Consider the following 26057-nt stretch of genomic DNA (forward strand, 5'->3'; position numbering starts at 1 on the left):
TGGTTAAACGGTGCATATCTGGCAGCACCAGCGCGGTATCTTCCTGCCGATCGCGCGTCATCCTTTCTGCCGGTACGATTACACGCTGAAACCCGGCTGGCCGCTACACCGCTACGGCATCGAGCAGCAGGGCGAGATCGTCCGCCATGCCTTCCTTTTGCGCCACGGCGCGAGGGTGCCGGGTGCGCCGCCGCTGGCGCAATATGAGACGCTGCTGCCGTTCGGGTGAAACCTACCCGTCATGGCTTCGCTACGCTCGCAATGACGAAGAAAAGATGCTGCCGCGCCTACAGCGCGCCGAGATCGATCGGTGTGTGCCGATCGAGCCAGTTCGGTGCTTCGGGCATCGGATATTTGAGCCCCGTGGCGCAGTTGAACAGCACGACGCGCTCGTCCGCGTCGACCTCGCCGGTGCGCAGCGCCTCGCGATAAGCGGCGAGCGTCGCGCCGCCTTCGGGGCAGAGCAAGAGGCCGTCCTGCTTCGCGCAATCGTCGACCGCCTTCAGGATGGCGGGATCGCCGACGCCGAGCGCCTTGCCGCCGCTCGCCCGCACCGCGCGCAGGATCAGGAAATCGCCGACCGCTTTGGGTACGCGGATGCCGGCGGCGACGGTGTGCGCATCCTCCCACCGCTCGGCATGCTCCTCGCCCGCCTCGAACGCGCGGACGATCGGCGCGCATCCCGACGCCTGCACCGCGTACATGCGCGGCCGCTCGGGGCCGATCCAGCCGAGCGCCTCGAGCTCGTCGAACGCCTTCCACATGCCGATGAGCCCCGTGCCGCCGCCGGTCGGATAGAAGATCGCATCCGGCAGCGTCCAGCCGAGCTGCGCGGCGAGTTCGAGGCCCATCGTCTTCTTGCCCTCGATCCGATAGGGCTCCTTCAGCGTCGACAGGTCGAACCAGCGGCCCTCCGCGGCGCCGCGGCCAACGATCGCGCCGCAATCGTCGATCAGGCCGTTGACGCGGTAGACGCGCGCGCCCTGCAGCGCGATCTCGCGCACGTTCACCTCGGGCGTGTCCTCCGGGCAGAAGACGATCGTCTCGATTCCGACACGGGCGGCATAGGCCGCGAGCGCGGCGCCGGCGTTGCCGTTGGTTGGCATCGCGATGCGCGTGACGCCCAGTTCCTTCGCCATCGCCACCGCCATGACGAGCCCGCGCGCCTTGAAGCTGCCCGTCGGCAGGCGGCCTTCGTCCTTGACCAGCACCGTGCCGCTGCCAGCGCTCTTCGGGATCGGGACCAGCGGCGTCTCGATCTCTCCCAGGCTGACGACGTTGCGGGTGTGGCGAACGGGAAGCAGCTCGCGCCAGCGCCACAGGTCGCTCGGCCGCGTTTCCAGCAGGCGCTTGGGCAGGTTGGCGCGCACCGCATCGAGATCGTAGCGCACGAGCAACGGTCGCCCGACGCGCGACAGGCCGTGCAGCGTGTCCGCATCGTAACGCTCGCCGGTCATCGAACATTCGAGATGCGTGACGAAGGTCGGGCGATCGGTGGTGAGGTTGGGGTTCATGGACATTGTCCTAGCCTTGCCAACGGGCTGGCGTCCACTTGAATGGGACTCTGATCGTAGTTACAATCAGATGTGGAGATTGAATTCGACCTGGCAAAGGATGCGGTCAATCGCGCAAAGCACGGCGTGCCGCTTGCACGTGCCGCTGAGCTGACGGACGTGATCGTCGTCGAGGACGATCGCTTCGGCGAGCAACGGTATCGCCTGTACGGCTGGATCGACGATGTCCGTTACTGCGCCGCCGTGACCCTGCGCGGGGATATAGTGCGGGTGATCAGTCTGCGGCGGGCGCATCGAAAGGAGTTTAACCGTCATGGCCACTAAGCAGGACGCGATTTTCGACGACGACAATCCGGAATGGACAAAAGAGGATTTCGCACGGGCGCGTCCGCTATCCGACTTTCCGGAATTAGCCGCAGCCTTTGCCAAGGTCCGCGGGCCACAACGCGCACCCACCAAGCAGCAGGTGACCTTGCGCCTCGATCCCGATGTCGTCGCCAAATTCCGTGCGACCGGGAAGGGGTGGCACGCGCGCATCAATGCGGCGCTGCGGGCGGCGGAGGTCTGACGGTGCCCTAGGCGTCGAATTCCAGCGCCGCCGCCGCGCCGCCCGACAGGTCGAGCGGGTGGTTCGGGGTGACCGGGCATGGGTCCGCGCCCGGCTGGCCCGGCCGCCGCATCGAACGGCGTCGCCGGGCGGTGAATATCCGCAGGACGAGACCCCGCGCCTCCGACCATGCGAGTTCGACAGCTTCACCCGTCGGACTGTCGTGGCGCGGGGTCATCGCGGTTACTCCGGTTTCTTCGCCACCGCGACCAGCGCGGGGCGGAGCAGGCGATCCTTGATCATGTACCCCGCCTGCATCTCCTGCACGATCGTGCCGGGTTCGGCGTCGCTAGGCATTTCCATCATCGCCTGGTGCTTGTTGGGATCGAGCGTCACGCCCATCGCCTCGACCTTGGTGATGCCGTGGCGGGTGAAGACGCTTTCCAGCTCGCGGCCCGTCGCCTCCAGCCCGGTGACGAGGCCCTTCATCTTGTCGTCGGCGCGCAGCTCCGCCGGGATAGCCGCGAGTGCGCGCGCGAGATTGTCGGCGACGGACAGGATGTCGCGCGCGAAATTGGTCGCGGCATAATTGCGCGCGTCGGCCACGTCCTTTTCCGCGCGACGGCGGACGTTCTGGATATCCGCCTGCGCGTACAGCGTATCCTGCTTCGCGGCGGCGAGCTGGTTCTCCAGCTCTGCGATGCGCTGCGCCGCCTGGTCGTGCTCCGCCACTTCGGGCGCGCCGTCCGCGGTTTCCTGGCGCAGGTCGTCGGCCGCGGCGGGGTTGGTCGTCGTCTCGTCGGTCATTCGTGTCCCTGTTCTTCAGCCCATGCGTCGGGCAAGCGTTGCCGCCGTGAAATCCACCATGGGCACGACGCGCGCATAGTTCAACCGCGTGGGGCCGATCACGCCGACCACGCCGACGACGCGCCCGCCCGGCCCGCGGAACGGCCGCGCGATGACGGACGAGCCCGACAGCGCGAACAATTTGTTCTCCGCGCCGATGAAGATGCGCGTCGCATCGCCGGCGCGCGCGCTGTCGAGCAGCGCCGCGATCTCCTGCTTTCCGTCGAGGTCGTCGAGCAGGTCGCGCACGCGGTCGAGATCGGCGGCGGCGGCGGCGTCGATCAGCCGCCCCTGCCCACGCACGATCAGCACCGGGCGGCGGTCGGTGTCCTCGCTCCACACGACGAGGCCCTGTTCGACCAGGGCGCGCGCGGCGCCGTCGAGCATCGCGCGCTCCTCCGCCATCTCGCGCTCGATCCTGGCGCGCGCCTCCGCCAGCGTCAGGCCGCCGAGCGTCGCGGTCATGTAATTGCCCGCCTCGACCAGCGCCGAGGGCGTCATGCCGGCGGGCAGGCGGATGACGCGGTTCTCGACCGATCCGTCCTCGCTGACGATCACCGCCATCCCCTGCGTCGGCGACAGCGCGACGAAGCCGATCGAGCGCAGCGCGAGCTCGCGCTTGGGCACCAGCACCAGCCCCGCGCACGCCGACAGGCCCGACAGCGCGGCGGTCGTCGCGGCGAGCGCCTCCTCCACCGGGCCGCCCGCGCCGGCGCGCGCCTCGATCGCGGCGCGTTCCTCCGCGCTCGGCTCCAGCGCCTGCATCATGCCGTCGACGAACAGGCGCAGGCCGCGCTCGGTGGGGATGCGGCCCGCGCTGGTGTGTGGGCTGGCGAGCAGGCCCAGTTCCTCCAGCTCCTGCATCACGCCGCGGATCGAGGCGGGGGAGAGATTGAGACCGCTCGCCGCCGCGATCGTCTTCGATCCCACCGGCATGCCGTTGTCGACATAGCCGTCGACGACGGCGCGGAAGATGTCGCGCGCGCGATCGGTCAGTTCGGTGACGGGCGGGGCCATGCGGGTTATTTAGGGCGGTGCGGGTCGCCGATAAAGCCGGCAATCGGCAGCGCCTGCGGCGCGGTCCGCAGGCGGCGGAACAGTATGGCGTTGCGGTCCATGTCGCAGCCGAAATAGGCGCTGAGGTACGATGGCCGCCCCGCGCCTCCTATCCATCTCACATCGACGGTGATCTGGTCGGTCGCCATCGATTGGCATCCCGCATCACCGCCCAGCAACCGCTTACCGATGGGGCGCTCGGGCTGGAGCGCGGCGCGGAAGGCGGCGAACTGCGCGGGCGTGACGCGGAACGCGCGGCGGCCCTTTACGGCGGTGAACCGGCCGCCTTCGAACACACCCTGCCCGGTCGACGACACGGTGACGCGATAGGCGGGGCAGAAGCCGAAGCAGGGGCCGGTTTCGTAGACGATCCGTTCGGGGGTTGGTCGCGCCGGGGTGGCCGCGGCGGCGGTCGCGATCAGCAATGCGTGCATCACGATGTTCATTGGGTCCCCTCCTGCGTCATTCCGACGTACGCCGGGATTCGTGAACGCGCCGTCGCTACTGGATCGCACAAAACCGGCGTTCCGTAACCATGGGTCCCGGCGTGCGCCGGGATGACGGATGGGGTTGGGTTATGGTGCCATTCCTATACCCTCATCGTCATCCCCGCGAAGGCGGGGATCCAGAACCTCCGCGATGTCGACTGCAAACGCGACGGCAGCGCGTCTGGATTCCCGCCTTCGCGGGAATGACGAAGAAGAGCGCGGCAAGCACGGCTGGCGTCGCTTCTCCGTCCGGTCTATCGCCGGGGCCGACCATAGAAGGAGATACGAATGCGCCCCAGCGGCCGCGCGCCCGACCAGATGCGCCCCATCACGATCGAACCGCATTTCACGCGCCACGCGGAGGGATCGGTGCTGATCGGCTTCGGCGACACGCGCGTGCTCGTCACCGCCAGCGTCGAGGAGCGTGTGCCGCCGTTCCTGCGCGGCAAGGGCGAAGGCTGGGTGACCGCGGAATACGGCATGCTGCCGCGCGCGACGCACACCCGCGGCAGCCGCGAGGCCGCGAAGGGCAAGCAGTCGGGCCGCACGCAGGAGATCCAGCGGCTGATCGGCCGCAGCTTGCGTTCGGTAATGGACATGAAGCTGCTCGGCGAGCGGCAGATCACGCTCGACTGCGACGTCATCCAGGCGGACGGCGGCACGCGCACCGCGTCGATCTCCGGCGCTTGGGTGGCGATGCGCATCGCCGTCAACGGCCTGCTCGCCGACGGCAAGCTCGCCGTCGACCCGATCCGGCAGAAGGTCGCCGCGGTCAGCTGCGGCATTCACCAGGGCACGCCGGTGCTCGACCTCGATTATATCGAGGATTCGGCCGCCGACGCCGACGCCAATTTCGTGCTGCTGGAAAACGGCCATATCGCCGAGGCGCAGGCGACCGCCGAACATGCGACCTATGACGAGGAAGCGCTGCTGCGCCTGCTGCGGCTGGCGCGGATCGGCTGCACCGAGATCTTCGCCGCGCAGGACCGGGCGGTGAACCAATGAGCGGAGAAGGACCCGTCCCGCAGGCGATCCGCAAGCTTCAGCCAGGCAAGCTGGTCATCGCCAGCCATAACGAGGGCAAGGTCGCCGAATTCCGCGAATTGCTCGCACCCTATGGCATCGAACTGCTGTCGGCGCGCGAACTCGACCTGCCCGAGCCGGAAGAGACGGGGACGACCTTCGTCGCCAATGCCGAGCTGAAGGCGCTGTCGGCGGCCGACCTGTCGGGCCTGCCCGCGCTGTCCGACGACAGCGGGCTGTGCGTCGCGGCGCTGGGCGGCGATCCCGGCCTGTTCTCCGCGCGCTGGGCGGGGCCGGAGAAGGACTTCGGCATGGCGATGCGGCTGGTGGAGGATCGCCTGTCGGAGGAGCCCGACACGCCGCGCGAGGCGCATTTCATCTGCGCGCTGGCGCTCGCCTGGCCCGACGGGCACGTCGAATGGTTCGAAGGCCGCGTCGACGGGTGCATCGTGTGGCCGCCGCGCGGCGACAAGGGGCATGGTTATGACCCGATCTTCCAGCCGCTGGGGCATGACCAGACGTTCGCGGAGATCGACCCGGCGGTGAAGAACGAGATCAGCCACCGTGCCGACGCGTTCCGCCAGCTGACGAGCGCGGTGTTCTGACGGCGATGCCGGATCCCGATCCGGCGATCGATCCCGCCCTGGTGCGCGGGTGGCTGGCGGCGCGATCGGTGTCGCGCGGGCTGCCCGCGCCGGTCGCGGATCATGGCGGCTGGCGCGTCGATACGGGCGGCGAGGATGAGCATCGGCGCTACGTCTTCGCCGCTGCGGGTGCGGGATTGGTCGATTTGGTCAATGGCATCGACGCGCCGCGCATCTTCGTCAAACTGTGCGCGGATGAGGCGACGTTGCGCGCGCTGGTGCCGCCGCGCTGGTCGGTGCTGCCCGCCAATTGCATGATGGTGCGCGACGGGCCAGCGTCGGCGGCGACCCTGCCCGCCGGCTATCGCATGACGGTCGACACCAACGGCTCGGTGACGCGCGTCGACCTGATCGCGGCGGACGGCAGCCTCGCCGCGCGCGGTTATGCGGCGGAGAGCGATGGCGTCTTCGCCTACGACCGGATCGTCACGGAGGAGGCGCATCGCCGCCGCGGGCTGGGACGTGTGGTGATGGCGACGCTGGCCGCGGCGCGGCGCGATGCGGCATCGCGCGAAGTGCTGACCGCGACGCCGATGGGGCGTGCATTGTACGAGACGATCGGGTGGCAGGTGTATGCGCCTTATACGACGGCGGTGATCCCGGATCGTTGAGCGGCGGCGGAAACCATCGCAGCGCTTCCCCATCGCCGGGAAAGTCGAGAGGGTCGCTCAATAGGCGCGTTCGCCGACCACGTTGCCCGGCGGGCTGTAGCGGCAGACCAGATAATCGTCGCGCGCGTTGCTCGCCATCGCGCAGCCGACTTCGGTCGAGCCGCGCCAGACGATCTGCGTGTAATGGCCGACGTCGCCGAACGTGCCGGTTCGGCTGGCGGCGGGGACGGGCAGGTTGACGAAATCCTTCCGCTCAGCGAGCCAATGGCCCATCATCTCCGGATAGGCGTACGCGTCGCGCGTGCCGGTCCACAGATTCTCGCCCTCGCGGCCCGGCCCCTGCACCTGATGCGCGTGTTCGAAGCGGCGGGTGCGCGCCATCTCGTCGGCATAGGCCTTCGCCGATGCCGCCAGCGCGTCGTTCCACGCGATCGGCGGCACGCCCACCGCGGCGCGCGCGACGTTGTGGCTGTCGATCACCGCGCTGCGCAGCAGCGCCGCGCCGCGCGGGGCGGGCGTTTCGGTGGTGCGGCGCTCGACGACGCGCTCCGGCCCCCCTTGCGCGCAGGCGCTGGCGAGAAACAGCAGGGCGGCGGCGGCAAGCTGGCGTTTGAGCGTCATCGCCGCCATATCGGCGCCACCATGACCCCCGACAAGACGCCGCTCGCGCTCTACGTCCACTGGCCGTTCTGCGTCTCCAAATGCCCCTATTGCGATTTCAACAGCCATGTCCGCGATGGCGTCGACCAGCAGGCGTGGCGCGACGCGCTGCTCGCCGATCTGGCGCATGAGGCGGCGATGCTGCCCGGCCGGACGCTCGGCTCGGTGTTCTTCGGCGGCGGCACGCCGTCGCTGATGCCGCCCGCGACCGTCGCCGCGATCCTCGACGCGGCGCAGCGCTATTGGACGCCGGAACCCGACATCGAGATCACGCTGGAAGCCAATCCGTCGTCGGTCGAGGCGGCGCGCTTTGCCGATCTGGCGGCGGCGGGGGTCAATCGCGTGTCGCTGGGGCTGCAGGCGCTCGACGATGCGGCGCTGCGTTTCCTCGGTCGCGCGCACGACGTCGCCGAAGGACTGGGCGCGCTCGACGTCGCGCAAGGCGCGTTCGACCGGGTGAGCATCGACCTGATCTGCGCGCGGCCCGACCAGACGCTGCCCGGATGGCAGGCGGAACTGGCCCGCGCGCTGGCGTTCGGGACCGAGCATCTCTCGCTCTACCAGCTGACGATCGAGCCGGGAACGCGCTTCGCGACCGAGGCGGCGAAGGGGCGGTTGACGTTGCCGGAGGGCGACGATGCCGCCGACCTGTTCGAGGCGACGCGTGCGATGACCGCCGCCGCCGGCCTGCCCGCGTACGAGACGTCGAACCATGCGCGGCCGGGCGCGGAGAGCCGCCACAATCTGACGTACTGGCGGTATCGCGATTATGCGGGGATCGGGCCCGGCGCGCACGGGCGGCGCGGCGGTCTGGCGACGCAGCGGCGCAGGAAGCCGGAGAACTGGCTGGCGGCGGTGGATCGCAACCGCCACGGGATCGAGGCGGAAACGCCGCTGACCCCGCACGAGCGCGCGACCGAGGCGCTGGTGATGGGCCTGAGGCTACGCGAGGGCGTCGATCTGGCGCATGTCGCGAGGCTGGCGGGGGACCGCGCGCCGATCGACGATGATGCGGTCGACCGGCTGGTCGCGCAGGGGATGGCGGCGCGCGACGGCGCGCGGTTGCGGATCACCGAGGCGGGGGCGCTGCTGCTCGACGCGATCCTGCCGATGGTGGTGGCGGACGAACCGGTCGCCTGATCAATTTCCCGTGCTCCTGCGCACGCAGGAGCCCAGGGTCGAAAACGATGCCGTGTGTGGCCTTGGGTTCCTGCGTGCGCAGGAACACCGGAGAACAGAAAAGCCCCTCGCCCCTTCTCTTAGCCGCCGAAGCCGGTCGGCGCGGGCGACACCGTCACCGTCGTGCCGTCGCGGATTTCCTGCACCTCCAGCGCGCGTTCGGCGACGCCGTCGCGGCCGAAGCGGAACGCGCCGTCGATGCCGGCAAAGCCATCCGAATCGCGCAGGCGGCTTTCGGGGAAGGCGCGCCCGACCGGCCAGTCGCGCGCGATCCGGACGGTCAGCAGCACCGCGTCATAGCCAAGGCTCGACAGGCGATAGGGCGCGGCGCCGTAGCGGGCGCGGTACTTGGTCGCATATTGGCGGTAGAGCGTGTTGCCGACGCTGGCGAACCACGCGCCCGAGAGCCCCGGCCTGACGGCGATACCGGTTTCGGAGTTCCACAATTCGGTGCCGAGGATGCGCGTGTCCGCCCCCGCGCCGCGCTTGACCAGCGGCGCCGCGATCGCCGCCGTCACGCCCGCGTCGGCGATCAGCACCGCGCCATAGGGCGCCTTTGCCGCCAGTCGCGTCACCGCCGCCTGTACCCCGCCGCTCGTCCGGCTGTACGTCTGGAGCGAGACGACCTGGCCGCCCGCGCCCTCGACGCTGCGCAGGAACGCCGTCGAGGCGCGCTCGCCGTACAGGCCGTTGGGGACGAGGCCGGCGAAATTGGTGACGCCGCGGCTGCGCGCATAGCCGACGACGCGCGCGATCGATTGCGCGGGGATATAGCCCATCAGATAGGTGCCGTTGCCGCCGAGGCTGGCGTCGTTCGAGAAGCTGAGCACCGGCACGCCGGCCGCCTTCGCGATCGGCGCGACCGCCCGCACGTCGTCGGCGAGCAGCGGGCCGAGGATCAGCTGCGCCCCTTCCGCGATCGCACGCTGCGCGGCGGCGGCGGCGCCCGTCGCGGTATCGTAATTGGTGATTCGCACCTTGTCGGTGCCGGTGTCGAGCACCGCGAGCATCGTCGCATTGGCGATCGAGCGGCCGACGCCTGCGTTGCTGCCCGACAGCGGCACGAGCAAAGCGACGCGGTTGCGCTGCGTATCGCGGGGCAGGCCGGGCTCGACCGTGGGTTCGGGACGCGCGGTCTGCGGGCGGGCGGGGCGTTGCTCCGGCGTTTCCACCGGGCCGCGCGGCACCACCGTCGAACAGGCCGCCAGCATCGCCGCGGCGGCAAGCGCCACCCAGCGCCCGAGCGCACCCGCAGGCTGTCCAATCGTTCCCGCCTCTGCCATGACCGCTCCCCGTGAATCCTTTAGAACCAGGCCTGTACATCGTCGCGACACCGATCGGCAATCTTGCTGACCTGTCGCCCCGCGCCGCCGAGATTTTGTCGCGTGCCGACGTCGTCGCGGTGGAGGACAGCCGCGTCACCGCGGGGCTGCTGCGCCACATCGGCGTCAAGCGGCCGATGCTCCCCTATCACGACCACAATGCCGAAGGCGTGCGGCCGGGCCTGATCGCGCGCATGGGGAGCGAGGCGGTGGCGCTCGTCTCCGATGCGGGGACGCCGCTGATCTCCGACCCCGGTTACAAGCTGGTGCGCGACGCGCGCGCGGCGGGGCATGCGGTGGTGACGATCCCCGGGCCGTGCGCCGCAGTCGCCGCGCTGACGCTGGCGGGCCTGCCCACCGACCGGTTCCTGTTCTTGGGGTTCCTGCCATCGAAGGCGAAGGCGCGCGGCGATGCGATCGCGGAGGTCGCGGGCGTGCGCGCGACGCTGGTGCTGTACGAATCGGGGCCGCGGCTGTCCGCGTGCCTCGCGGCGCTGGCCGAGGGGCTTGGCGACCGCGAGGCGGCGGTGACGCGCGAGATCACGAAGAAATTCGAGGAGGCGGTGACGGGCACGCTGTCGACTCTCGCCGCGCGCTATGCCGATGCGCCGCCCAGGGGCGAGATCGTCGTCGTCGTCGCGCCGCCCGGCGAGGCGCCGCCCGCCGCGATCGAGGATGCCGACGCCGCGCTGGCCGAGGCGCTGACCCGCCTGCCCCTCGCCAAGGCGGCGGGCGAGGTGGCGAAACGCTTCGGCCTCGACCGCAAGGCGCTCTACGCGCGCGCGCTGGCGATGAAGGAAGGCTGACCCGATGCCCCGCCGCCCCGCGACGCCCGCACGCCAGGCGGCGGAAGCCGCCGGCCGGCGCGGTGAGCGCCTTGCGGCGTGGTGGCTGCGGCTGAAGGGGTGGCGCATCCTCGACCGGCGCGTGCGCACCGCGGCGGGCGAGGTCGACCTCGTCGCGCGCAAGGGCGATCTGGTCGCGTTCGTCGAGGTGAAGATGCGGAGTCGCGCCGCGGAGCTCGACATGGCGATCGACGAGCGGCGGCTGGCGCGAGTCGCGGCGGCGGCGGAGCTGCTGATGCCGCGTTATGCCGCTGCGGGCGAGGATATCCGCGTCGACGTCATCCTGCTCGCACCCGGCACGCGGCCGCGGCATATCGAGAATGCCTGGATCGGCTACTGACCCGCATCGGCTACTGACAAGGAGCGCGGGCGCGCCTACCTCGGCGGCGTTCCGAACCATCGCGCCTGGAGACCCCATGACCCTGACCGTCGCCGTCCAGATGGACCCGCTCGACAGCATCAACATCGCCGGCGATTCGACCTTTGCGTTGATGCTCGCGGGGCAGGCGCGCGGGCACCGGCTGTTCCATTACACCGCCGACGCGCTCAACTATCGCGACGGGCGGGTGTGGGCGAAAGCGCATCCGGTGACGGTGCAGCGGGTTGCGGGCGACCATTTCCGCTTCGATACCGCGGTGAACCTCGACCTCGGTGAAGAGGCGGACGTCGTGCTGATGCGGCAGGACCCGCCGTTCGACCTTGGCTACATCACCGCGACGCATCTGCTGGAGCGGATCGCGGACCGGACACTGGTGGTCAACGATCCGGCGAACGTGCGCAACGCGCCCGAAAAGGTGTTCGTGCTCGATTACGCGCGCTTCATGCCGCCGACGCTGGTGACGCGCAGCCTGGAGGAAGCGCGCGCCTTTCTGGCGGAGCACGGCGAGATCGTCATCAAGCCGCTGCACGGCAACGGCGGCAAGGCGATCTTCCGCGTCGGGTCGGACGGCGCCAACCTGTCCGCGCTGATCGAGGTGTTCAACCAGACGTGGCGCGAACCGCATATGATCCAGGCCTTCCTGCCCGCGGTGGCGAAGGGCGACAAGCGCATCGTGCTGGTCGACGGCGAGGTCGCGGGCGCGATCAACCGCCTGCCCGGCGAGGGCGAAATCCGCAGCAACCTGGCGGTCGGCGGATCGGCGGAGAAAACCGAACTGACGCCCCGCGAGCGCGAGATCTGCGCCGCGCTGGCGCCCGAACTCAAGCGCCGCGGGCTGCTGTTCGTCGGCATCGACGTGATCGGCGGCGAATGGCTGACCGAGATCAACGTCACCAGCCCGACCGGCATCGTCGCGATCGAGCGGTTCGACGGCACAGACGTCGCCGGTCTGATCTGGGACGCGATCGAGCGCAAGGTGGCGGAACGCGGCTGACGCGGCGGCGGTTGACCGCCCGTCATGACGGACTTCATCCTCGATGCGATCGCGAGAGGCGGCTACATTGGCATCTTCCTGCTGATGGCGCTGGAAAACATCATCCCGCCGATCCCGTCGGAGGTCATCATGGGCCTGGGCGGGATGGCGGTGGCGCGCGGCGACATGGGCGTCGTGCCGCTGGTCCTGTGGGGCACGGCGGGGACGACCGCAGGCAATTATTTCTGGTACGCGATCGGCCGGCGCGTCGGCTACGAGCGATTCCGCCCCCTCGTCGCGCGGCATGGCCGCTGGCTGACGATGGAGTGGCAGGACGTCGAGACGCTGCACCGTTTCTTCGTCAGCCGCGGCGGCTGGGTGGTGTTCGTGTTCCGCTTCATGCCGACGTTCCGCACGATGATCTCACTGCCCGCAGGCATCACACGGATGCCGGGGTGGAAATTCGTCGTGTGGACCTTCGCGGGCAGCGCGATCTGGAACAGCCTGCTGGCGGGCGCGGGCTATTATCTCGGCAGCAATTTCGAGGCGATCGACCGGTATGTCGGGCCGGCGGCGGTGGTGCTGACGGTGGCGATCGTCGGCGCGTATCTGTGGCGCGTCGCGACGTGGAAGCCGCGCGCGGAGCGATAGGGTCGGTCCGCTGACGTGGAGGCGGTGCCGGCCCGCTCCGCTCAGGCGCGCGGGTGTGCGTTGCGATAGACATCGAGCAGGTGCGCGGCATCGACCGCGGTATAGATTTGCGTCGAGCTGAGGCTGGCGTGGCCGAGCAATTCCTGAAGCTGGCGCAGGTCCGCCCCGCGGCCGAGCAGATGTGTCGCGAAACTGTGGCGCAGCGCATGCGGCGTCGCGCGTTCCGACAGGCCGAGCTGCGCGCGCGCGCGCTGCACCGCGCGGCGCACGACGCCGGGGGACAGTGCGCCGCCCTTCGCCCCGCGGAACAGCGGCGCGTCGCGATCGAGCGCATAGGGCACCGATTCGGCATAGGCCTCGATCGCGACGCGGACCTGCGGCAGCAACGGCACGATGCGCGTCTTGGCGCGCTTGCCGGTCACGACCAGCGTCTCGCCGAGCGGCAGCGCGTCGCCGGCGAGGCCCACCGCCTCGCCGATGCGCAGCCCCGCGCCGTATAGGAGCAGCAGCACCGCCCAGTCGCGCCGGCCGATCCATGCCTCCGCCGCCGCGTCGGACACCGCGTCGGCGAGCGCCACCACCTCGTCGGGTGCGACCGGGCGCGGCACGCCCTTGCGCACGCGCGGCCCCTTGAGGCGCGGCGGCTCCGCCCCGAGCCAGGCGAGGAAGCCGCGCACCGCCGACAATTCCCGCGCCGCCGAAGCATTGCCGACGCCCTCGCCCCGGCGATGCGCGAGGAAGGCACGCAATTCGCCCGCATCGACGCGGCGCAGCGCATCCTCATCGACCGGTGCGCCGCGATGCCGCTGCAGGAAGGCGACGAGTCGCTCCGCGGTCCCGCGATAGGCGCGCACGGTATGCGCCGACCGGCGCCGGTCGCGCGCCAGATGCGCGGCCCAGCGCATCGAGGGAGGCATTTCGTCGTTCACACCTGACGGCTGCCGCGTATCGTTATAAAAGCGCAAGGTAATTTTAAGCCGTACCGAGACATGATGCCATCGTGACCGACATGCCGCCACGCCCCGACCCATCCGACGAACAGGCCCGACTCGACGCGCTCTACGCGCTGTCGCTGCTCGACGCGCAACCGCACCGTGAGTTCGACGCGCTGGTCGCGCTCGCCGCCGAGATGCTGGGCTGCCCGACCGCGCTCATCAACCTGGTCGACAGCGACCGCGTGTGGATCAAGGCGAGCACCACCCCCGGCCCGCTTCAGATCGACCGGCATATCGCGATGTGCGACCGCACGATCGCCAGCGACGCGCCGGTGGTGATCGCCGATCTGTCGCGCGATCCCGTCTTTGCCGGCACGCCGCTCGTCGCGGCGGGCAGCATGTTCTACGCGGGTGCGCCGATCCATGCAGTGGACGAGGGCGGCGTCGCGCGCGCGATCGGCACCCTTTGCGTGCTCGACGTGACGCCGCGGTCGCTGAGCGCGGCGGGGCATATGGCGCTGGCACATCTGACGACGCTGGCCGAGGCGCTGATCGCGGCGCGGCGCAGCACGATGGAGGCGGTGCGGATCGCGACGGTCGGCGAGACGCTGCTCGCCGAACTCGCCGCAAAGGATCGCATCTTCCACCAGGCCGAACGGATCGCGGCGATGGGATCGTGGCGGCTGACCGTGCCGGACCAGCAGGTCGAATGGTCCGACAACGTCTTTCGCATCCACGACCTGGCGCCTGGCGAGCGGCCGGACATCGAAACCGCGCTCAATTTCTACCCCGCCGAATCGCGCGCGCTGGTCAGCGAGGCGGTGCGCAGCGCGATCGAGGAGCAGAAGCCCTTCGACTATGAGACCGACTTCGTTACCGCCAAGGGCCGCACGATCCGCGTCCGCGCGATCGGCGAGCCCGAAGTGGCGGACGGCGTCGTCACCGCGATCATCGGCGTGTTCCAGGACGTGACCGACCGGTACCGGCTGGAACAGCAATTGCGTCGTTCGGCCGACACCGACGCGCTGACCGGCATCGCCAACCGCGCGGCGTTCGACCGCGAGCTGGAACGGGCGATGGCGCGCGCGCATCGCGATGGCGCGCCGCTGATGCTCGCGCTGATCGATCTCGACGGGTTCAAGGCGATCAACGACACGCTCGGCCACGATGCGGGCGACGAGGTGCTGCGCCTGACCGGACAGGCGCTGGCGCAGCCGTGGCTGGCGTCGTGCCGCGCCGCGCGGATCGGCGGCGACGAATTCGCGCTGATCGTCGACGACCCCCAGCTGATCGCCGATCCCGACGCGCTGCGCATGCGGATAGAGGCGGCGCTGCGCGTGTCGGTCGAGGCGAAGGGCGTGACGATGACGAGCGCCGGTTCGGTCGGGCTTGCGACCTTCGCACCCGACATGCATTCGTTGCGCGACTTCGCCCGGCAGGCGGATGGCGCATTGTACGCGGCCAAGCGCAACCGCGTCGGCCGCCGCATCCGCCTGGCACGCGACGCCGCATAGGCGGTTTCCTCCGGTCCGCACGCGCCCCATATGGGGCGGGCATGTCGACCCGCGCCCGCGTCCTCGTCCTCAACTCCGCGCTCGGCCCGCTCGACTATCGCGTGCCCGCGGGGATGCATGTCGAGCCGGGATCGATCGTCGTCGCGCCGCTCGGCCCGCGTCAGCTGATCGGCGTCGTGTGGGAGCCGGAGCGGATGCCGTCCGACGCGGAAGTCGGCGACAACCGACTGCGCAACCTGCTCGCGGTCGCCGATGCGCCGCCGCTGGGCGACGCACTGCGGCGCCTGGTCGAGTGGACCGCGGATTATTATCTCGCGCCGCCCGCCGCGGTGGTGCGCATGGCGCTGTCGTCCACCTCTGCGCTGGAGGGCGCGCGCACCGTCACCGAATATCGCGCGACGGGCGAGGTGCCGCCGCGCCTGACGCCGCAGCGCGAACAGGCGCTGGAGCGGATCGGTGACCGACAGGGGCTGATCCGCGAACTGGCGGGGATCGCCGACGTTTCCGACGCGGTGATCCGCGGCCTGGTCAAGGCCGGCGCGCTGCGCGCCGTCGCGGTCGATATCGACACCCCTTTTCCCCGCCCCGACCCCGGTTTCGGCGCGCCGAAGCTGTCGAGCGACCAGCAGGCCGCGGCCGATACGCTCGTTGCCGGCGTCGCGGCGCATGCGTTCCGCCCCGTCCTGCTCGACGGCGTCACCGGATCGGGCAAGACGGAGGTGTATTTCGAGGCGGTGGCGGAGGCGATCCGCCAGGGGCGCCAATGCCTCGTCCTGCTTCCCGAGATCGCGCTGACCGAACCCTTCCTCAAGCGCTTTCACGACCGCTTCGGGTGCGAGCCCGTCGCCTGGCATTCGGGCCTGCGATCGACGCAGCGGCGGCGCGCGTGGCGCGCGATCGCGAGCGGCGAGGCGCTGGTGACGGTGGGTGCTCGATCGGCGCTGTTCCTGCCCTATCGCGACCTCGGCCTGATCGTCGTCGACGAGGCGCACGAGACGAGCTTCAAGCAGGAAGAGGGCGTGCATTACCATGCGCGCGACGTCGCGGTGATGCGCGGCAAGTTCGAACATTGCCCGGTGATCCTCGCCAGCGCGACGCCCGCGATCGAGACGCGCCAGCAGGTGGCACTGGGCCGGTACGAGGAACTGAAGCTGCCCGGTCGCTTCGGCGCGGCGGAGATGCCGACGATCGAGCCGATCGACCTGATCGCCGAACCCCCCGAGCGCGGGCGCTGGCTTGCGCCGAAGCTGGTCAAGGCGCTGGGCGAGACGCTGGCGAAGGGCGAGCAGGCGCTGCTGTTCCTTAACCGGCGCGGCTATGCGCCGCTGACCTTGTGCCGCAATTGCGGGCACCGGTTCCAGTGCCCCAATTGCACCGCTTGGATGGTCGAGCACCGGCTGACCCGCCGGCTCGCCTGCCACCATTGCGGGCACGTGATGCCGACGCCGCGCGCCTGCCCCGAATGCAGCGCGGAGGACAGTTTGGTCGCGTGCGGCCCCGGCGTCGAGCGGATCGCGGACGAGGTGACCGCGCTGTTCCCCGAAGCGAAGGTCGCGGTCGTCACCTCGGACACGATCTGGTCGCCCGCCAAGGCGGCGGAGTTCGTCGGCCGGATGGAGGCGGGCGACATCGACATCGTCGTCGGCACGCAGCTCGTCACCAAGGGCTATCATTTCCCCAATCTGACGCTCGTCGGCGTCGTCGATGCGGACCTGGGGCTGGAGGGCGGCGACCTGCGCGCCGCCGAACGCACGTTCCAGCAGATCCGGCAGGTGTCGGGGCGCGCGGGGCGTGGGGAAAAGCCGGGCCATGTGTTCATCCAGACGCACAGCCCGTCGGCGCAGGTGATGCAGGCGCTGGTGACGGGCGATGCAGACGCCTTTTACGCCGCGGAGACGGAGGCGCGGGCGGACGCGGGCGCGCCGCCCTTCGGCCGCTATGCCGCGATCATCGTCTCTTCGGAGGATCAGGCGGCGGCGCACGACGTCGCGCGCAATGTCGCCGCGGGGGCGCCGCGCGTCGAGGGCATGGCGGTCTATGGCCCTGCCCCCGCCCCGCTCGCGATGCTGCGCGGCCGCCACCGCTATCGGCTGCTCGTCCACGCGCGCCGCGCGCTCGACGTGCAGGATGTGATCCGCGGCTGGCTGGGGGGGCTCGACTGGCCCGCGAAGGTGCGCGTGACGGTCGACGTCGATCCGTACAATTTCCTGTGAGCGGCGGGCCTGAATCGTAATCGTCACCCCGGGCTTGACCCGGGGTCCCGCTTCTCGTCACGGTTCGAACGGAAAGCGGGACCCCGGCGCTGCGGCCGGGGTGACGAAAGGGCAGGACATGACGACACGACGCACGTTCCTCGGCAGCATGGCGGCGACCGGCATTGCGAGCGGCGTTTCCGCCAAGTCTGCCGCGCCCCGTGCGACGATCGTGTCGACCTGGGACTTCGGGGCCGCCGCCAATGCCGCGGGCTTTGCCAGGATGCGCGCGGGCGGATCGCTGCTCGACGTGGTCGAGGCGGCGGCGATGGTGCCGGAGGCGGATCCGGAGAACCATTCGGTCGGCTACGGCGGCTATCCGGACCGCGACGGCCACGTCACGCTCGACGCGGTCATCATGGACGATGCCGGCGGCGTCGGCGCGGTCGCCGCGCTGGAGGATACGGTCCACGCCATTTCGGTCGCGCGGCGCGTGATGGACAAGACACCGCACACCTTCCTTGTCGGCGAGGGCGCGACGCGGTTCGCCCGCGACCAGGGGTTCACGAAAGTCGACCTGCTCACCCCGCCCGCGGAGAAGGCGTGGCGCGACTGGCTGAAGACGTCGCAGTACAAGCCCGAGGCGAACATCGAGAACAGGCGAACCCCGCGCGGCGGCGCGCTGGACCACGATACGATCGGCTTGCTCGCGCGCGACGCGTCGGGGCGGATGGCGGGGGCGTGCACGACGTCGGGCATGGCGTTCAAGATGCGCGGCCGCGTCGGCGATTCGCCGCAGGTCGGCGCAGGCCTCTACGTCGAGCGCGGCGTCGGCGGCGCGACCTCGACCGGGCTCGGCGAGGAGGTGACGCGGGTGTCGGGCAGCGCGCGCGTCGTCGCCTCGATGCGCGGCGGGCTGTCGCCGCAACAGGCGTGCGAGGAAGTGGTGCGCCACATCGCGCGCTTGCGCGGCGACGCGATCAAGGGCGTGCAGGTCGGCTTCCTGGCGCTGTCCCCGCAGGGCGAGGTAGGCGCCTTCTGCCTGTTGCCGGGGTTTACCTATGCGGTGACGGACGCGAGCGGCGCGACCGTGGTGCTGAAGGCGCCGTCGCTGTTCGCGGCCTGAGGAGAGCGATCGCCCCACCCCGTTCGTGCTGAGCCTGTCGAAGCACGGGCCCGGAACGCGCCGCCTGCGGCACGTCCCTCGACAAGCTCAGGACCAACGGCAGGGATTGCGCCTGCGCCTTACCCTGCGTGTTCGGCGAGGACGGTCAGGCCCTTGGCGTTGACCTCGGCGAAGCCGCCCTGGATCGGCACGATCTCGGGCTGCGCGCCCGCGGTGCGGTAGATCGACAGCGCGCCGTCGCGGATCGTCGACATGAAGGGGGCATGGCCCTCCAGCACGCCGAAATCGCCCTCGGTGCCGGGGACGACCACCATGTGGACCTCCTCGGAGCGGACCAGCTTTTCGGGCGTGACGAGTTCGAAGTGGAGCATTGTCTCAGGTCCTGACGCCCCTCTCCCCTTGTGGGAGAGGGAGGGGCCCATCGCGGCAGCGATGGGAGGGTGAGGGGTGCGAGCCCATGGCTCGCGCGTCGCATCGCGCCGCTTCCCCTCATCCAACCTCCACTAGGCAGCATAGCTGCCAAGCTTCGGTATCCTTCTCCCACAAGGGGAGAAGGCAGAAGCGCTTACGCCTCCTTGGCGAGCTTCTCGGCCTTGGCGACGGCTTCGTCGATGCCGCCGACCATGTAGAAGGCGCTTTCCGGCAGATGGTCGTATTCGCCGTCGACCACCGCCTTGAAGCTGCGGATCGTGTCCTCGATCTGCACGAACTTGCCGGGGATGCCGGTGAAGACCTCGGCGACGTGGAACGGCTGCGACAGGAAGCGCTGGATTTTTCGCGCGCGGGTGACGGTTAGCTTATCCTCTTCGGACAGTTCGTCCATGCCCAGGATCGCGATGATGTCCTGCAGGCTCTTGTAGCGCTGGAGCAGCGACTGGACGGCGCGCGCCGTCTCGTAATGCTCCTGGCCGACGATGCGCGGCTCGAGCACGCGGCTGGTCGAATCGAGCGGATCGACCGCCGGATAGATGCCGAGTTCCGAGATCGCGCGGTTGAGCACGGTCGTCGCGTCGAGGTGGGCGAACGAGGTCGCCGGCGCCGGGTCGGTCAGATCGTCCGCGGGGACGTAGACGGCCTGCACCGAGGTGATCGAGCCCTTGTTGGTCGACGTGATGCGCTCCTGGAGGGCGCCCATGTCGGTCGACAGCGTCGGCTGATAGCCCACCGCCGACGGGATGCGGCCGAGCAGCGCCGACACTTCCGCGCCCGCCTGCGTGAAGCGGAAGATGTTGTCGACGAAGAAGAGCACGTCCTGACCTTCCTGATCGCGGAAATATTCCGCGATGGTCAGGCCCGACAGCGCGACGCGGGCGCGGGCGCCCGGCGGCTCGTTCATCTGGCCATAGACCAGGGCGACCTTCGAGCCTTCGCTGATCGCATTGCCGTCGGCGTCCTTGGCGATGACGCCCGCGTCGAGGAATTCGTGGTAGAGGTCGTTGCCCTCGCGGGTGCGCTCGCCGACGCCCGCGAACACCGACGTGCCGCCGTGGCCCTTGGCGATGTTGTTGATCAGTTCCTGGATCAGCACGGTCTTGCCGACGCCGGCGCCGCCGAACAGGCCGATCTTGCCGCCCTTCGCATAAGGCGCGAGCAGGTCGATGACCTTGATGCCGGTGACCAGGATCGCGCTTTCGGTCGACTGGTCGACGAACAGCGGCGCTTCCGCGTGGATCGGCGCGCGCAGGTCGGTGGCGACGGGGCCGCGCTCGTCGATCGGCTCGCCGACGACGTTCATGATGCGGCCGAGCGTCGCGGGGCCGACGGGGACGCTGATCTGCGCGCCGGTGTCGGTCACGGTCTGGCCGCGGGTCAGGCCCTCGGTCGAATCCATCGCGATCGTGCGGACGGTGTTCTCGCCCAGATGCTGCGCGACCTCGAGGACCAGCTTGTTGCCGTTGTTGTCCGTTTCCAGCGCCGAGAGGATCGCGGGCAGCTGGTCGGGGAAGTGCACGTCGACGACCGCGCCGATGACCTGCGAGATCGTGCCGGTGTTGTTGGTGCTGCCCGTATTCTGCGTCGGGCGGATGTCGTCTGCGGCGGTTGCCATCGGATGCTTCCTTGCCTTCATCGTCATTCCCGCGAAGGCGGGAATCCATAAACTCTGCCGTCTCGATCCATAGCACAAGCTGCGCGTCTGGATCCCCGCCTTCGCGCAGGATGACGGTTATGCGAAAACTAGAGCGCCTCCGCGCCCGAGATGATTTCGACCAGTTCCGTCGTGATCGCGGCCTGGCGGGTGCGGTTGTACTGGATCGACAGGCGGTTGATCATGTCGCCGGCGTTGCGCGTAGCATTATCCATCGCGTTCATGCGGCTGCCCTGTTCCGACGCGGCGTTTTCCTGCAGCGCGCGGAAGATCTGCACCGCGATGTTGCGCGGCAGCAGGTCGTCGAGGATCGCCTCTTCGCTCGGCTCGTATTCGACCACCGCACTCGCCGGATTGTTTCCGGAAGTGGACGAAGTGGAAGACACGTCGCGCTTCGACGCGGAGAGCGGCACGGGGATCAACTGGCGCCCGGTCGGCTCCTGCACCAATGCCGACACGAACTTCGAATAGAAGAGGTGCGCGACGTCGAACTCGCCGCGCTTGAAGCGGGCGACGAGGTCGTCGGCGACGACACGCGCATCGTCGAACGACACCGTCTTGACGTGCGCCATGTCATGGTCGGCGGCGATCGCGTCGGCGTAGAAACGCTTGAGCACGCGCCCCTTCTTGCCGACGAGATAGAAGCGCACGGTCTTGCCCTGCGCCGTCAGCTCCTCGGCCTTGCGGCGTGCGGCGCGGACGATGTTGCTGTTGAACGCACCCGCGAGGCCGCGCTCGCTGGTCGCGACGACGAGCAGATGGACCTGGTCCTTGCCCGTGCCCGCGAGCAGCGGCGAGGCGCCGACACCGCCGACGCGGCTCGCGAGGCTCGCCATCACCGCTTCCAGCCGCTCGGCGTAAGGACGGCCGTTCTGCGCCGCATCCTGCGCCCGGCGCAGCTTGGCCGCGGCGACCATCTTCATCGCCTTGGTGATCTTCTGCGTCGACTTCACCGAGCCGATGCGAAGCTTGAGGGCCTTCAAACTTGCCATCTACGGTCCTCTTCCCGTCATGCCGGACTTGATCCGGCATCCCGCTTCTTCTGCGCTGAGCAGGAAGCGGGACCCCGGCGCAAGGCCGGGGTGACGCAGCTGTAATCTTAAGCGAACGTCTTCGCGAACTGGTCGAGCGCGGCCTTCAGGCCCGCCTTCGCCTCGTCGCCCAGATCGCGCGTCTCGCGGATCTTGGTCAGCACGTCCGCGTGGTTGGCGCGCAGATCGGCGAGCATCGCCTGTTCGTAGCGCGTCACGTCGGTCACCGCGACACTGTCGAGATAGCCGTTGGTGCCCGCGAAGATCGACGCGGTCTGCTCCTCGAAGGGCATCGGCGCGAACTGCGCCTGCTTCAGCAGCTCGGTCAGGCGCGCGCCGCGGTTGAGCAGACGCTGCGTCGAGGCATCGAGGTCCGAGCCGAACTGCGCGAACGCCGCCATCTCGCGATACTGGGCAAGCTCGAGCTTGATCGAGCCCGACACCTTCTTCATCGCCTTGGTCTGCGCGGCCGAGCCGACGCGGCTGACCGACAGGCCGACGTTGATCGCGGGGCGGATGCCGGCGAAGAACAGGTCGGTTTCGAGGAAGATCTGGCCGTCGGTGATCGAGATCACGTTGGTCGGGATATAGGCCGACACGTCGCCCGCCTGCGTCTCGATGATCGGCAGCGCGGTCAGCGAGCCGCCGCCGTTCGCGTCCGACATCTTCGCCGCACGCTCGAGCAGGCGGCTGTGCAGGTAGAAGACGTCGCCCGGATAAGCCTCACGGCCCGGCGGACGGCGCAGCAGCAGCGACATCTGGCGATAGGCGACCGCCTGCTTCGACAGGTCGTCGAACACGATCAGCGCGTGCATCGCATTGTCGCGGAAATATTCGCCCATCGCGGTGCCGGTGTAGGGCGCGAGGAACTGCAGCGGCGCCGGGTCCGACGCGGTCGCCGCGACGACGATGGAATATTCCATCGCGCCATTCTCTTCCAGAGTACGCACCAGCTGCGCCACCGTGGAGCGCTTCTGGCCGACCGCGACATAGACGCAGTACAGCTTCTTGGATTCGTCGGAGCCCTGGTTCACCGTCTTCTGGTTGATGAACGTGTCGATCGCGACCGCCGACTTACCGGTTTGGCGGTCGCCGATGATCAGCTCGCGCTGGCCGCGGCCGACCGGGACCAGTGCGTCGATCGCCTTCAGGCCCGACTGCATCGGCTCCGACACCGACTGGCGCGGGATGATGCCCGGTGCCTTGACCTCGACGCGGCTGCGCTGGTCGCTGACGATCGGACCCTTGCCATCGATCGGGTTGCCAAGACCATCGACGACGCGGCCGAGCAGGCCCTTGCCGACGGGCACGTCGACGATCGTGCCGGTGCGCTTGACGATGTCGCCCTCGCGGATCTCGGCGTCCGAACCGAAGATCACGACACCGACGTTGTCGGCTTCGAGGTTGAGCGCCATGCCCTGCACGCCGTTGGCGAATTCGACCATCTCGCCCGCCTGGACGTTGTCGAGGCCATAGATGCGCGCGATGCCGTCACCGACGCTCAGCACCTGGCCGGTCTCGCTGACCTGGGCCTGGTCCCCGAAATTGGCGATCTGGTCCTTGATGACCTTGGAGATTTCTGCGGCGCGAATATCCATCTTCTTAGCCCTTCATCGCGCTGGCGAGCGCATTCAAACGGGTACGGATCGACGAATCGATCATCTGGGAACCGATGCGGACGACGAGCCCGCCGAGCAGCGCGGGATCGACCGACAGGTCGACCGCGACGTCGCGGCCCAGCCGCTGGCGCAGCTGCTGCTTCAGTTCGCCGACCTGATCCTCGGTCAGCGGGTGCGCGCTCGTCACTTCCGCGGTCGCCTCGCCGCGGTGACGCGCGGCAAGCTGGCGAAAGGCACGGATGATCTGCGGCAGCGCGCCCAGACGACGGTTCTCGGCAAGGACGCCGAGGAAATTCTTCGTGGTCGCATCGACGCCCAGTGCGTCGGCGGTGGCCGACACCGCCTTCACCGCCGCGCCGCGCGCGACGAGCGGGCTGGTGGTCAGCGCCTTGAAATCGGCCGACTGGTCGAGCGCGTCGCGCACACGCGCCAGGCTGCCCTCGACGGCATCGATGCTCTTGGAATCACGCGCCAGCTCGAACAGCGCGAGCGCATAGCGTCCGCCTAAGCTTGCTTGAATGCCGCCGGATGTCTCCACGCGATCGAGGCCCCTCGTAACTGGTGGTCGTAACTGCTGTTGGCCCATGGGGAAGAGGGCGCGCAGACGCGCACCTGCAATGGGTTGCGGGCGGCTAGCATGGGGGTCGCGATGATGCAAGCGATGCGCATGCGGCGCCGGCACCACGATGAAATCTGAACGAGGCCGCAACGGCCCGTTCAGGATCGCGGGCGCAAGCGTCGACGACACAGACGGGATGGATGGGGCGATGCGCAGTTCGACGGCCGCATGGATGGTTTCGGCAACGCTGGCGGCGATCTCGCTGGGGGCCCCGCCCGCCTCGGCCGAGGTGCTGCGCGTCGAGGGCATCTTCGCCGCCACCGCGCGCGAGGCGAGCATGCTGCCGACGCTGGGCGTCGGACCGATCGGCGGGCCGCAGGGCGGCGACCTGTCCGATGCGATCGAGCGGCGGCTGGCGACGCTGGGCCGCGACGGCGTGCGCCATGCGCAGATCGTCCCCGCCGGGCTGCGTCCCGACGGCCTGCTGGTCGGCGACGCTGGCGCGACCGTCAGCCGCGACGATTATAGCGAGACGCGCGAACGCTGCACCGAGAAGAAGGACGACAAGTGCATCAAGCGCGTCCGTTACGGCGTCGCCTGCACGCGGCGGACGATCGCGGTGCGCGCGGACCTGCGCATCGTCCGCTACAAGGACGAGCGCGTGCTGTTCGCCGCGCCCAAGACGCGCGACGACACGAGCAGCTGGTGCGAGGATTCGGGCGTCGAGACGAGCGCGAGCGGCCAGATCGATTCGATGATCGAGTCGATCGCGCAGGAGGTGCGCTTCGACCTCGCGCCGCATCGCGAAAGCTACAAGATCCGCGTCAATGAAAGCCGCGATGGCCTGACGCCGCAAGCCGCGGCGCTGTTCAAACAGGCGGTGCGCCTGACCAAGCACGATCCGCAAGAAGCATGCCGCACCTTCGCCGCGGTCGACGCGATGGCGCCCGATCACGGACCGACGATGTTCAACCTGGCGCTCTGCGCGGAATCGGCGGGCCTCTACGCCGAGGCATCGGACCGCTACACGCGCGCGCGGCTGTTCGCGCCCAAGGCAGGCGGCGACGTGACGCGCGGCCTGGCGCGCGTCGGCGCGCTCGCGGCGGGGGCGGAGGACGTGCGCCATATGGCGGCGCTTTAGGGGCGGCATTGCAGGGCGGGCGCGTTCGACTTCGAGCGCAAGCGGCGGGACGCACGGTGTCCGCATGCGCGCTATAAGAGCGTCATGACCGATGCGATCGATACCGACGCCGCCTGGGCGGCCTTTCAGACGCGAGACCGCCGCGCCGACGGCGCCTTCGTCGTCGCCGTGCGCACGACGGGCATCTATTGCCGGCCGAGCTGCCCGGCGCGGCGGCCCGCGCGCGACAACGTCGCTTTCTTTGCGGACGGCGCGGCCGCGGGCGCGGCGGGCTTCCGCCCCTGCCGCCGCTGCACGCCCGATACGAAAGCGCGCGACGATGCCGCGGTGGCGAAGGCGGCGGCGCTGATCGCGGCGCAGGAGGAGGCGATCCCGCTCGCGACGCTCGCCGCCGCGGTCGGCTATGCCCCGCATCATTTCCAGCGAGTGTTCACCCGCGCGACGGGCATGAGCCCCGCCGCCTACGCCCGCGCCCGACGCGCCGCGCGCGCCGCCGACACGCTACACGCCAGCGCGCGCGTCACGGACGCGCTCTACGCCGCAGGCTATGGCGCGCCCAGCCGCTTCTATGCCGAAGCGGGCGCGCGTCTCGGCATGACGCCGTCTGCCTGGGCACGGGGCGGCGCGGGCGTGACGATCCGCTGGACGCGCGTCGACACCAGCCTCGGCCCGCTGCTGATCGCGGCGACAGAGGTCGGGCTATGCCGTATCGCGTTCGACGAGGACGAGGCCACGCTCGCGGCGCGTTTCCCGCACGCGACGATCGCGCCCGCCGATGCGCGGCTCGCCGATCTCGCCGCCGCGGTCGTCGCCGAGGTGGAGGGCACGCGCCCGGCCGGCGACCTGCCGCTCGACGTGCGCGGCACGGCGTTTCAGGAAGCGGTGTGGCAGGCGCTGCGCCGCATCCCGGCGGGCGAGACGCTGAGCTATGCCGCGCTCGCCGTCGCCGCCGGCCACCCCGGCGCGACGCGCGCGGCGGGCAGCGCGTGCGGCGCCAATCCGCTCGCGGTCATCGTCCCCTGTCACCGCGTCACGCGCGGCGACGGCGCGCCGGGCGGCTATGCCTGGGGCGCGGACCGCAAGCGTGCGCTGCTGGCGCGGGAGCGCGCCGACTGA

The 26057-nt window shown here is 69.8% G+C and carries 28 protein-coding genes and 1 pseudogene; 16 read left to right on the forward strand and 13 right to left on the reverse strand.

All coding sequences use genetic code 11. The features are described from left to right. Nucleotides 1-10: 10 nt before the first annotated feature. Nucleotides 11-229 (forward strand): annotated as a pseudogene (locus DM480_RS03625) (vgr related protein); the annotation flags it as partial. A gap of 58 nt (nucleotides 230-287) precedes the next feature. Here the strand turns inward: DM480_RS03625 and DM480_RS03630 are convergent. Continuing rightward, a complete protein-coding gene (locus DM480_RS03630; protein ID WP_115377595.1) occupies nucleotides 288-1514 on the reverse strand; it encodes a threonine synthase in 1227 nt (408 codons plus the stop codon). Between the two features lie 72 nt (nucleotides 1515-1586). On the opposite strand from DM480_RS03630, the gene DM480_RS03635 reads away from it, so the two are divergent. Beyond that, on the forward strand, nucleotides 1587-1838 hold the full coding sequence (locus tag DM480_RS03635) for a BrnT family toxin (protein ID WP_115377596.1): 252 nt from the start codon (nucleotides 1587-1589) through the stop codon (nucleotides 1836-1838). Beyond that, entirely contained in the window at nucleotides 1828-2082 is a 255-nt protein-coding gene (locus DM480_RS03640; RefSeq protein ID WP_115377597.1) for a BrnA antitoxin family protein, read from the forward strand. Before DM480_RS03635 ends, DM480_RS03640 begins: the two co-directional genes overlap by 11 nt. A gap of 7 nt (nucleotides 2083-2089) precedes the next feature. Here DM480_RS03640 and DM480_RS03645 read toward each other — a convergent pair whose 3' ends face one another. Genes DM480_RS03645 through DM480_RS03660 form a run of 4 tightly spaced genes read right to left on the reverse strand, consistent with a single transcriptional unit; the run spans nucleotide 2090 to nucleotide 4409 of the window. After that, a complete protein-coding gene (locus DM480_RS03645) occupies nucleotides 2090-2299 on the reverse strand; it encodes a hypothetical protein (protein WP_115377598.1) in 210 nt (69 codons plus the stop codon). A gap of 5 nt (nucleotides 2300-2304) precedes the next feature. Beyond that, on the reverse strand, nucleotides 2305-2868 hold the full coding sequence (grpE, locus tag DM480_RS03650) for a nucleotide exchange factor GrpE (protein ID WP_115377599.1): 564 nt from the start codon (nucleotides 2866-2868) through the stop codon (nucleotides 2305-2307). Nucleotides 2869-2883: 15 nt separating this feature from the next. After that, on the reverse strand, nucleotides 2884-3924 hold the full coding sequence (gene hrcA, locus DM480_RS03655) for a heat-inducible transcriptional repressor HrcA (RefSeq protein ID WP_115377600.1): 1041 nt from the start codon (nucleotides 3922-3924) through the stop codon (nucleotides 2884-2886). Nucleotides 3925-3929: 5 nt separating this feature from the next. Further along, entirely contained in the window at nucleotides 3930-4409 is a 480-nt protein-coding gene (locus DM480_RS03660) for a DUF6438 domain-containing protein (RefSeq protein WP_115377601.1), read from the reverse strand. Nucleotides 4410-4739: 330 nt separating this feature from the next. Here DM480_RS03660 and rph point away from each other — a divergent pair, with 330 nt between their 5' ends. From rph to DM480_RS03675, 3 genes are read left to right on the forward strand one after another with little or no spacing between them, the layout of a single operon-like run. Continuing rightward, nucleotides 4740-5456, forward strand: a complete 717-nt coding sequence (gene rph, locus DM480_RS03665; protein WP_115377602.1) for a ribonuclease PH — start codon at nucleotides 4740-4742, stop codon at nucleotides 5454-5456. After that, nucleotides 5453-6079, forward strand: coding sequence for an RdgB/HAM1 family non-canonical purine NTP pyrophosphatase (gene rdgB / locus DM480_RS03670; protein WP_115377603.1), 627 nt, complete (start codon nucleotides 5453-5455; stop codon nucleotides 6077-6079). Before rph ends, rdgB begins: the two co-directional genes overlap by 4 nt. Nucleotides 6080-6084: 5 nt before the next feature. Further along, complete coding sequence (locus tag DM480_RS03675; protein WP_115377604.1) at nucleotides 6085-6729, forward strand: GNAT family N-acetyltransferase; 645 nt, start codon at nucleotides 6085-6087, stop codon at nucleotides 6727-6729. Nucleotides 6730-6786: 57 nt separating this feature from the next. On the opposite strand, the gene DM480_RS03680 is transcribed toward DM480_RS03675, so the two are convergent. After that, the gene (locus tag DM480_RS03680; protein ID WP_310596118.1) at nucleotides 6787-7350 is read right to left on the reverse strand and encodes a CAP domain-containing protein; all 564 of its coding nucleotides are present in this window, start codon (nucleotides 7348-7350) and stop codon (nucleotides 6787-6789) included. A gap of 21 nt (nucleotides 7351-7371) precedes the next feature. On the opposite strand from DM480_RS03680, the gene hemW reads away from it, so the two are divergent. Further along, nucleotides 7372-8529 carry a radical SAM family heme chaperone HemW gene (gene hemW, locus DM480_RS03685; protein ID WP_115377606.1) on the forward strand — a complete coding sequence of 386 codons (1158 nt, stop codon included), beginning with the start codon at nucleotides 7372-7374 and terminating at the stop codon, nucleotides 8527-8529. Nucleotides 8530-8648: 119 nt separating this feature from the next. Here the strand turns inward: hemW and DM480_RS03690 are convergent, their stop codons facing one another. Next, on the reverse strand, nucleotides 8649-9851 hold the full coding sequence (locus DM480_RS03690) for a penicillin-binding protein activator (RefSeq protein WP_115377608.1): 1203 nt from the start codon (nucleotides 9849-9851) through the stop codon (nucleotides 8649-8651). An 11-nt stretch (nucleotides 9852-9862) separates the two neighbouring features. Here DM480_RS03690 and rsmI point away from each other — a divergent pair, with 11 nt between their 5' ends. From rsmI to DM480_RS03710, 4 genes are all read left to right on the forward strand, one after another. Beyond that, nucleotides 9863-10696, forward strand: a complete 834-nt coding sequence (rsmI, locus tag DM480_RS03695; protein WP_115377609.1) for a 16S rRNA (cytidine(1402)-2'-O)-methyltransferase — start codon at nucleotides 9863-9865, stop codon at nucleotides 10694-10696. 4 nt (nucleotides 10697-10700) lie between these two features. Beyond that, entirely contained in the window at nucleotides 10701-11075 is a 375-nt protein-coding gene (locus DM480_RS03700; protein ID WP_115377611.1) for a YraN family protein, read from the forward strand. A 76-nt stretch (nucleotides 11076-11151) separates the two neighbouring features. Continuing rightward, nucleotides 11152-12108, forward strand: a complete 957-nt coding sequence (gene gshB / locus DM480_RS03705) for a glutathione synthase (RefSeq protein ID WP_115377612.1) — start codon at nucleotides 11152-11154, stop codon at nucleotides 12106-12108. Between the two features lie 24 nt (nucleotides 12109-12132). Next, on the forward strand, nucleotides 12133-12738 hold the full coding sequence (locus DM480_RS03710) for a DedA family protein (protein WP_115377613.1): 606 nt from the start codon (nucleotides 12133-12135) through the stop codon (nucleotides 12736-12738). Nucleotides 12739-12779: 41 nt separating this feature from the next. Here the strand turns inward: DM480_RS03710 and DM480_RS03715 are convergent, their stop codons facing one another. Next, nucleotides 12780-13643: a tyrosine recombinase XerC gene (locus DM480_RS03715; protein WP_115380753.1), complete on the reverse strand. Its 864-nt coding sequence runs from the start codon at nucleotides 13641-13643 to the stop codon at nucleotides 12780-12782. 104 nt (nucleotides 13644-13747) lie between these two features. On the opposite strand from DM480_RS03715, the gene DM480_RS03720 reads away from it, so the two are divergent. The 3 genes from DM480_RS03720 to DM480_RS03730 all read left to right on the forward strand — a co-directional run bounded on the left by DM480_RS03720 (nucleotide 13748) and on the right by DM480_RS03730 (nucleotide 18505). Continuing rightward, nucleotides 13748-15187 (forward strand): diguanylate cyclase domain-containing protein, encoded by a 1440-nt coding sequence (locus DM480_RS03720; protein WP_115377614.1) that lies wholly within the window; start codon nucleotides 13748-13750, stop codon nucleotides 15185-15187. A 41-nt stretch (nucleotides 15188-15228) separates the two neighbouring features. Continuing rightward, nucleotides 15229-17400, forward strand: a complete 2172-nt coding sequence (locus tag DM480_RS03725) for a primosomal protein N' (RefSeq protein ID WP_115377616.1) — start codon at nucleotides 15229-15231, stop codon at nucleotides 17398-17400. Nucleotides 17401-17518: 118 nt separating this feature from the next. Then, a complete protein-coding gene (locus DM480_RS03730; RefSeq protein WP_115380755.1) occupies nucleotides 17519-18505 on the forward strand; it encodes a N(4)-(beta-N-acetylglucosaminyl)-L-asparaginase in 987 nt (328 codons plus the stop codon). Between the two features lie 119 nt (nucleotides 18506-18624). On the opposite strand, the gene DM480_RS03735 is transcribed toward DM480_RS03730, so the two are convergent. The 5 genes from DM480_RS03735 to DM480_RS03755 form a co-directional block, all read right to left on the reverse strand. Beyond that, nucleotides 18625-18876, reverse strand: coding sequence for an ATP synthase F1 subunit epsilon (locus tag DM480_RS03735; protein WP_115377618.1), 252 nt, complete (start codon nucleotides 18874-18876; stop codon nucleotides 18625-18627). A 194-nt stretch (nucleotides 18877-19070) separates the two neighbouring features. Next, nucleotides 19071-20552 (reverse strand): F0F1 ATP synthase subunit beta, encoded by a 1482-nt coding sequence (gene atpD / locus DM480_RS03740; RefSeq protein ID WP_115380757.1) that lies wholly within the window; start codon nucleotides 20550-20552, stop codon nucleotides 19071-19073. 128 nt (nucleotides 20553-20680) lie between these two features. Continuing rightward, the gene (locus DM480_RS03745) at nucleotides 20681-21583 is read right to left on the reverse strand and encodes a F0F1 ATP synthase subunit gamma (protein ID WP_115377619.1); all 903 of its coding nucleotides are present in this window, start codon (nucleotides 21581-21583) and stop codon (nucleotides 20681-20683) included. 107 nt (nucleotides 21584-21690) lie between these two features. After that, nucleotides 21691-23220: a F0F1 ATP synthase subunit alpha gene (atpA, locus tag DM480_RS03750; protein ID WP_115377621.1), complete on the reverse strand. Its 1530-nt coding sequence runs from the start codon at nucleotides 23218-23220 to the stop codon at nucleotides 21691-21693. 4 nt (nucleotides 23221-23224) lie between these two features. Further along, complete coding sequence (locus tag DM480_RS03755; protein WP_198665891.1) at nucleotides 23225-23779, reverse strand: F0F1 ATP synthase subunit delta; 555 nt, start codon at nucleotides 23777-23779, stop codon at nucleotides 23225-23227. A 229-nt stretch (nucleotides 23780-24008) separates the two neighbouring features. Between DM480_RS03755 and DM480_RS03760 the strand changes: the two genes are divergently transcribed. Together DM480_RS03760 and ada are read left to right on the forward strand one after the other, a co-directional pair. Further along, nucleotides 24009-24941 (forward strand): hypothetical protein, encoded by a 933-nt coding sequence (locus tag DM480_RS03760; protein ID WP_232834106.1) that lies wholly within the window; start codon nucleotides 24009-24011, stop codon nucleotides 24939-24941. A gap of 84 nt (nucleotides 24942-25025) precedes the next feature. Next, the gene (gene ada / locus DM480_RS03765; protein ID WP_115377625.1) at nucleotides 25026-26057 is read left to right on the forward strand and encodes a bifunctional DNA-binding transcriptional regulator/O6-methylguanine-DNA methyltransferase Ada; all 1032 of its coding nucleotides are present in this window, start codon (nucleotides 25026-25028) and stop codon (nucleotides 26055-26057) included.

It is taken from the genome of Sphingomonas sp. FARSPH, from assembly GCF_003355005.1.
Lineage (GTDB): Bacteria > Pseudomonadota > Alphaproteobacteria > Sphingomonadales > Sphingomonadaceae > Sphingomonas.

What these genes read in the sequence shown, in the direction of transcription:
- rdgB (WP_115377603.1), top strand. Translation starts at nt 5,453, where the DNA reads ATGAGCGGAGAAGGACCCGTCCCGCAGGCGATCCGCAAGCTTCAGCCA.
- DM480_RS03645 (WP_115377598.1), bottom strand. Translation starts at nt 2,299, where the DNA reads ATGACCCCGCGCCACGACAGTCCGACGGGTGAAGCTGTCGAACTCGCA.
- DM480_RS03725 (WP_115377616.1), top strand. Translation starts at nt 15,229, where the DNA reads ATGTCGACCCGCGCCCGCGTCCTCGTCCTCAACTCCGCGCTCGGCCCG.
- atpD (WP_115380757.1), bottom strand. Translation starts at nt 20,552, where the DNA reads ATGGCAACCGCCGCAGACGACATCCGCCCGACGCAGAATACGGGCAGC.
- hemW (WP_115377606.1), top strand. Translation starts at nt 7,372, where the DNA reads ATGACCCCCGACAAGACGCCGCTCGCGCTCTACGTCCACTGGCCGTTC.
- DM480_RS03630 (WP_115377595.1), bottom strand. Translation starts at nt 1,514, where the DNA reads ATGAACCCCAACCTCACCACCGATCGCCCGACCTTCGTCACGCATCTC.
- gshB (WP_115377612.1), top strand. Translation starts at nt 11,152, where the DNA reads ATGACCCTGACCGTCGCCGTCCAGATGGACCCGCTCGACAGCATCAAC.
- DM480_RS03735 (WP_115377618.1), bottom strand. Translation starts at nt 18,876, where the DNA reads ATGCTCCACTTCGAACTCGTCACGCCCGAAAAGCTGGTCCGCTCCGAG.
- ada (WP_115377625.1), top strand. Translation starts at nt 25,026, where the DNA reads ATGACCGATGCGATCGATACCGACGCCGCCTGGGCGGCCTTTCAGACG.
- rph (WP_115377602.1), top strand. Translation starts at nt 4,740, where the DNA reads ATGCGCCCCAGCGGCCGCGCGCCCGACCAGATGCGCCCCATCACGATC.
- DM480_RS03690 (WP_115377608.1), bottom strand. Translation starts at nt 9,851, where the DNA reads ATGGCAGAGGCGGGAACGATTGGACAGCCTGCGGGTGCGCTCGGGCGC.
- DM480_RS03700 (WP_115377611.1), top strand. Translation starts at nt 10,701, where the DNA reads ATGCCCCGCCGCCCCGCGACGCCCGCACGCCAGGCGGCGGAAGCCGCC.
- DM480_RS03745 (WP_115377619.1), bottom strand. Translation starts at nt 21,583, where the DNA reads ATGGCAAGTTTGAAGGCCCTCAAGCTTCGCATCGGCTCGGTGAAGTCG.
- DM480_RS03680 (WP_310596118.1), bottom strand. Translation starts at nt 7,350, where the DNA reads ATGACGCTCAAACGCCAGCTTGCCGCCGCCGCCCTGCTGTTTCTCGCC.
- DM480_RS03640 (WP_115377597.1), top strand. Translation starts at nt 1,828, where the DNA reads ATGGCCACTAAGCAGGACGCGATTTTCGACGACGACAATCCGGAATGG.
- DM480_RS03710 (WP_115377613.1), top strand. Translation starts at nt 12,133, where the DNA reads ATGACGGACTTCATCCTCGATGCGATCGCGAGAGGCGGCTACATTGGC.
- grpE (WP_115377599.1), bottom strand. Translation starts at nt 2,868, where the DNA reads ATGACCGACGAGACGACGACCAACCCCGCCGCGGCCGACGACCTGCGC.
- DM480_RS03760 (WP_232834106.1), top strand. Translation starts at nt 24,009, where the DNA reads ATGCGCAGTTCGACGGCCGCATGGATGGTTTCGGCAACGCTGGCGGCG.
- atpA (WP_115377621.1), bottom strand. Translation starts at nt 23,220, where the DNA reads ATGGATATTCGCGCCGCAGAAATCTCCAAGGTCATCAAGGACCAGATC.
- DM480_RS03660 (WP_115377601.1), bottom strand. Translation starts at nt 4,409, where the DNA reads ATGAACATCGTGATGCACGCATTGCTGATCGCGACCGCCGCCGCGGCC.
- DM480_RS03675 (WP_115377604.1), top strand. Translation starts at nt 6,085, where the DNA reads ATGCCGGATCCCGATCCGGCGATCGATCCCGCCCTGGTGCGCGGGTGG.
- DM480_RS03720 (WP_115377614.1), top strand. Translation starts at nt 13,748, where the DNA reads ATGCCGCCACGCCCCGACCCATCCGACGAACAGGCCCGACTCGACGCG.
- DM480_RS03715 (WP_115380753.1), bottom strand. Translation starts at nt 13,643, where the DNA reads ATGCGCTGGGCCGCGCATCTGGCGCGCGACCGGCGCCGGTCGGCGCAT.
- hrcA (WP_115377600.1), bottom strand. Translation starts at nt 3,924, where the DNA reads ATGGCCCCGCCCGTCACCGAACTGACCGATCGCGCGCGCGACATCTTC.
- DM480_RS03730 (WP_115380755.1), top strand. Translation starts at nt 17,519, where the DNA reads ATGACGACACGACGCACGTTCCTCGGCAGCATGGCGGCGACCGGCATT.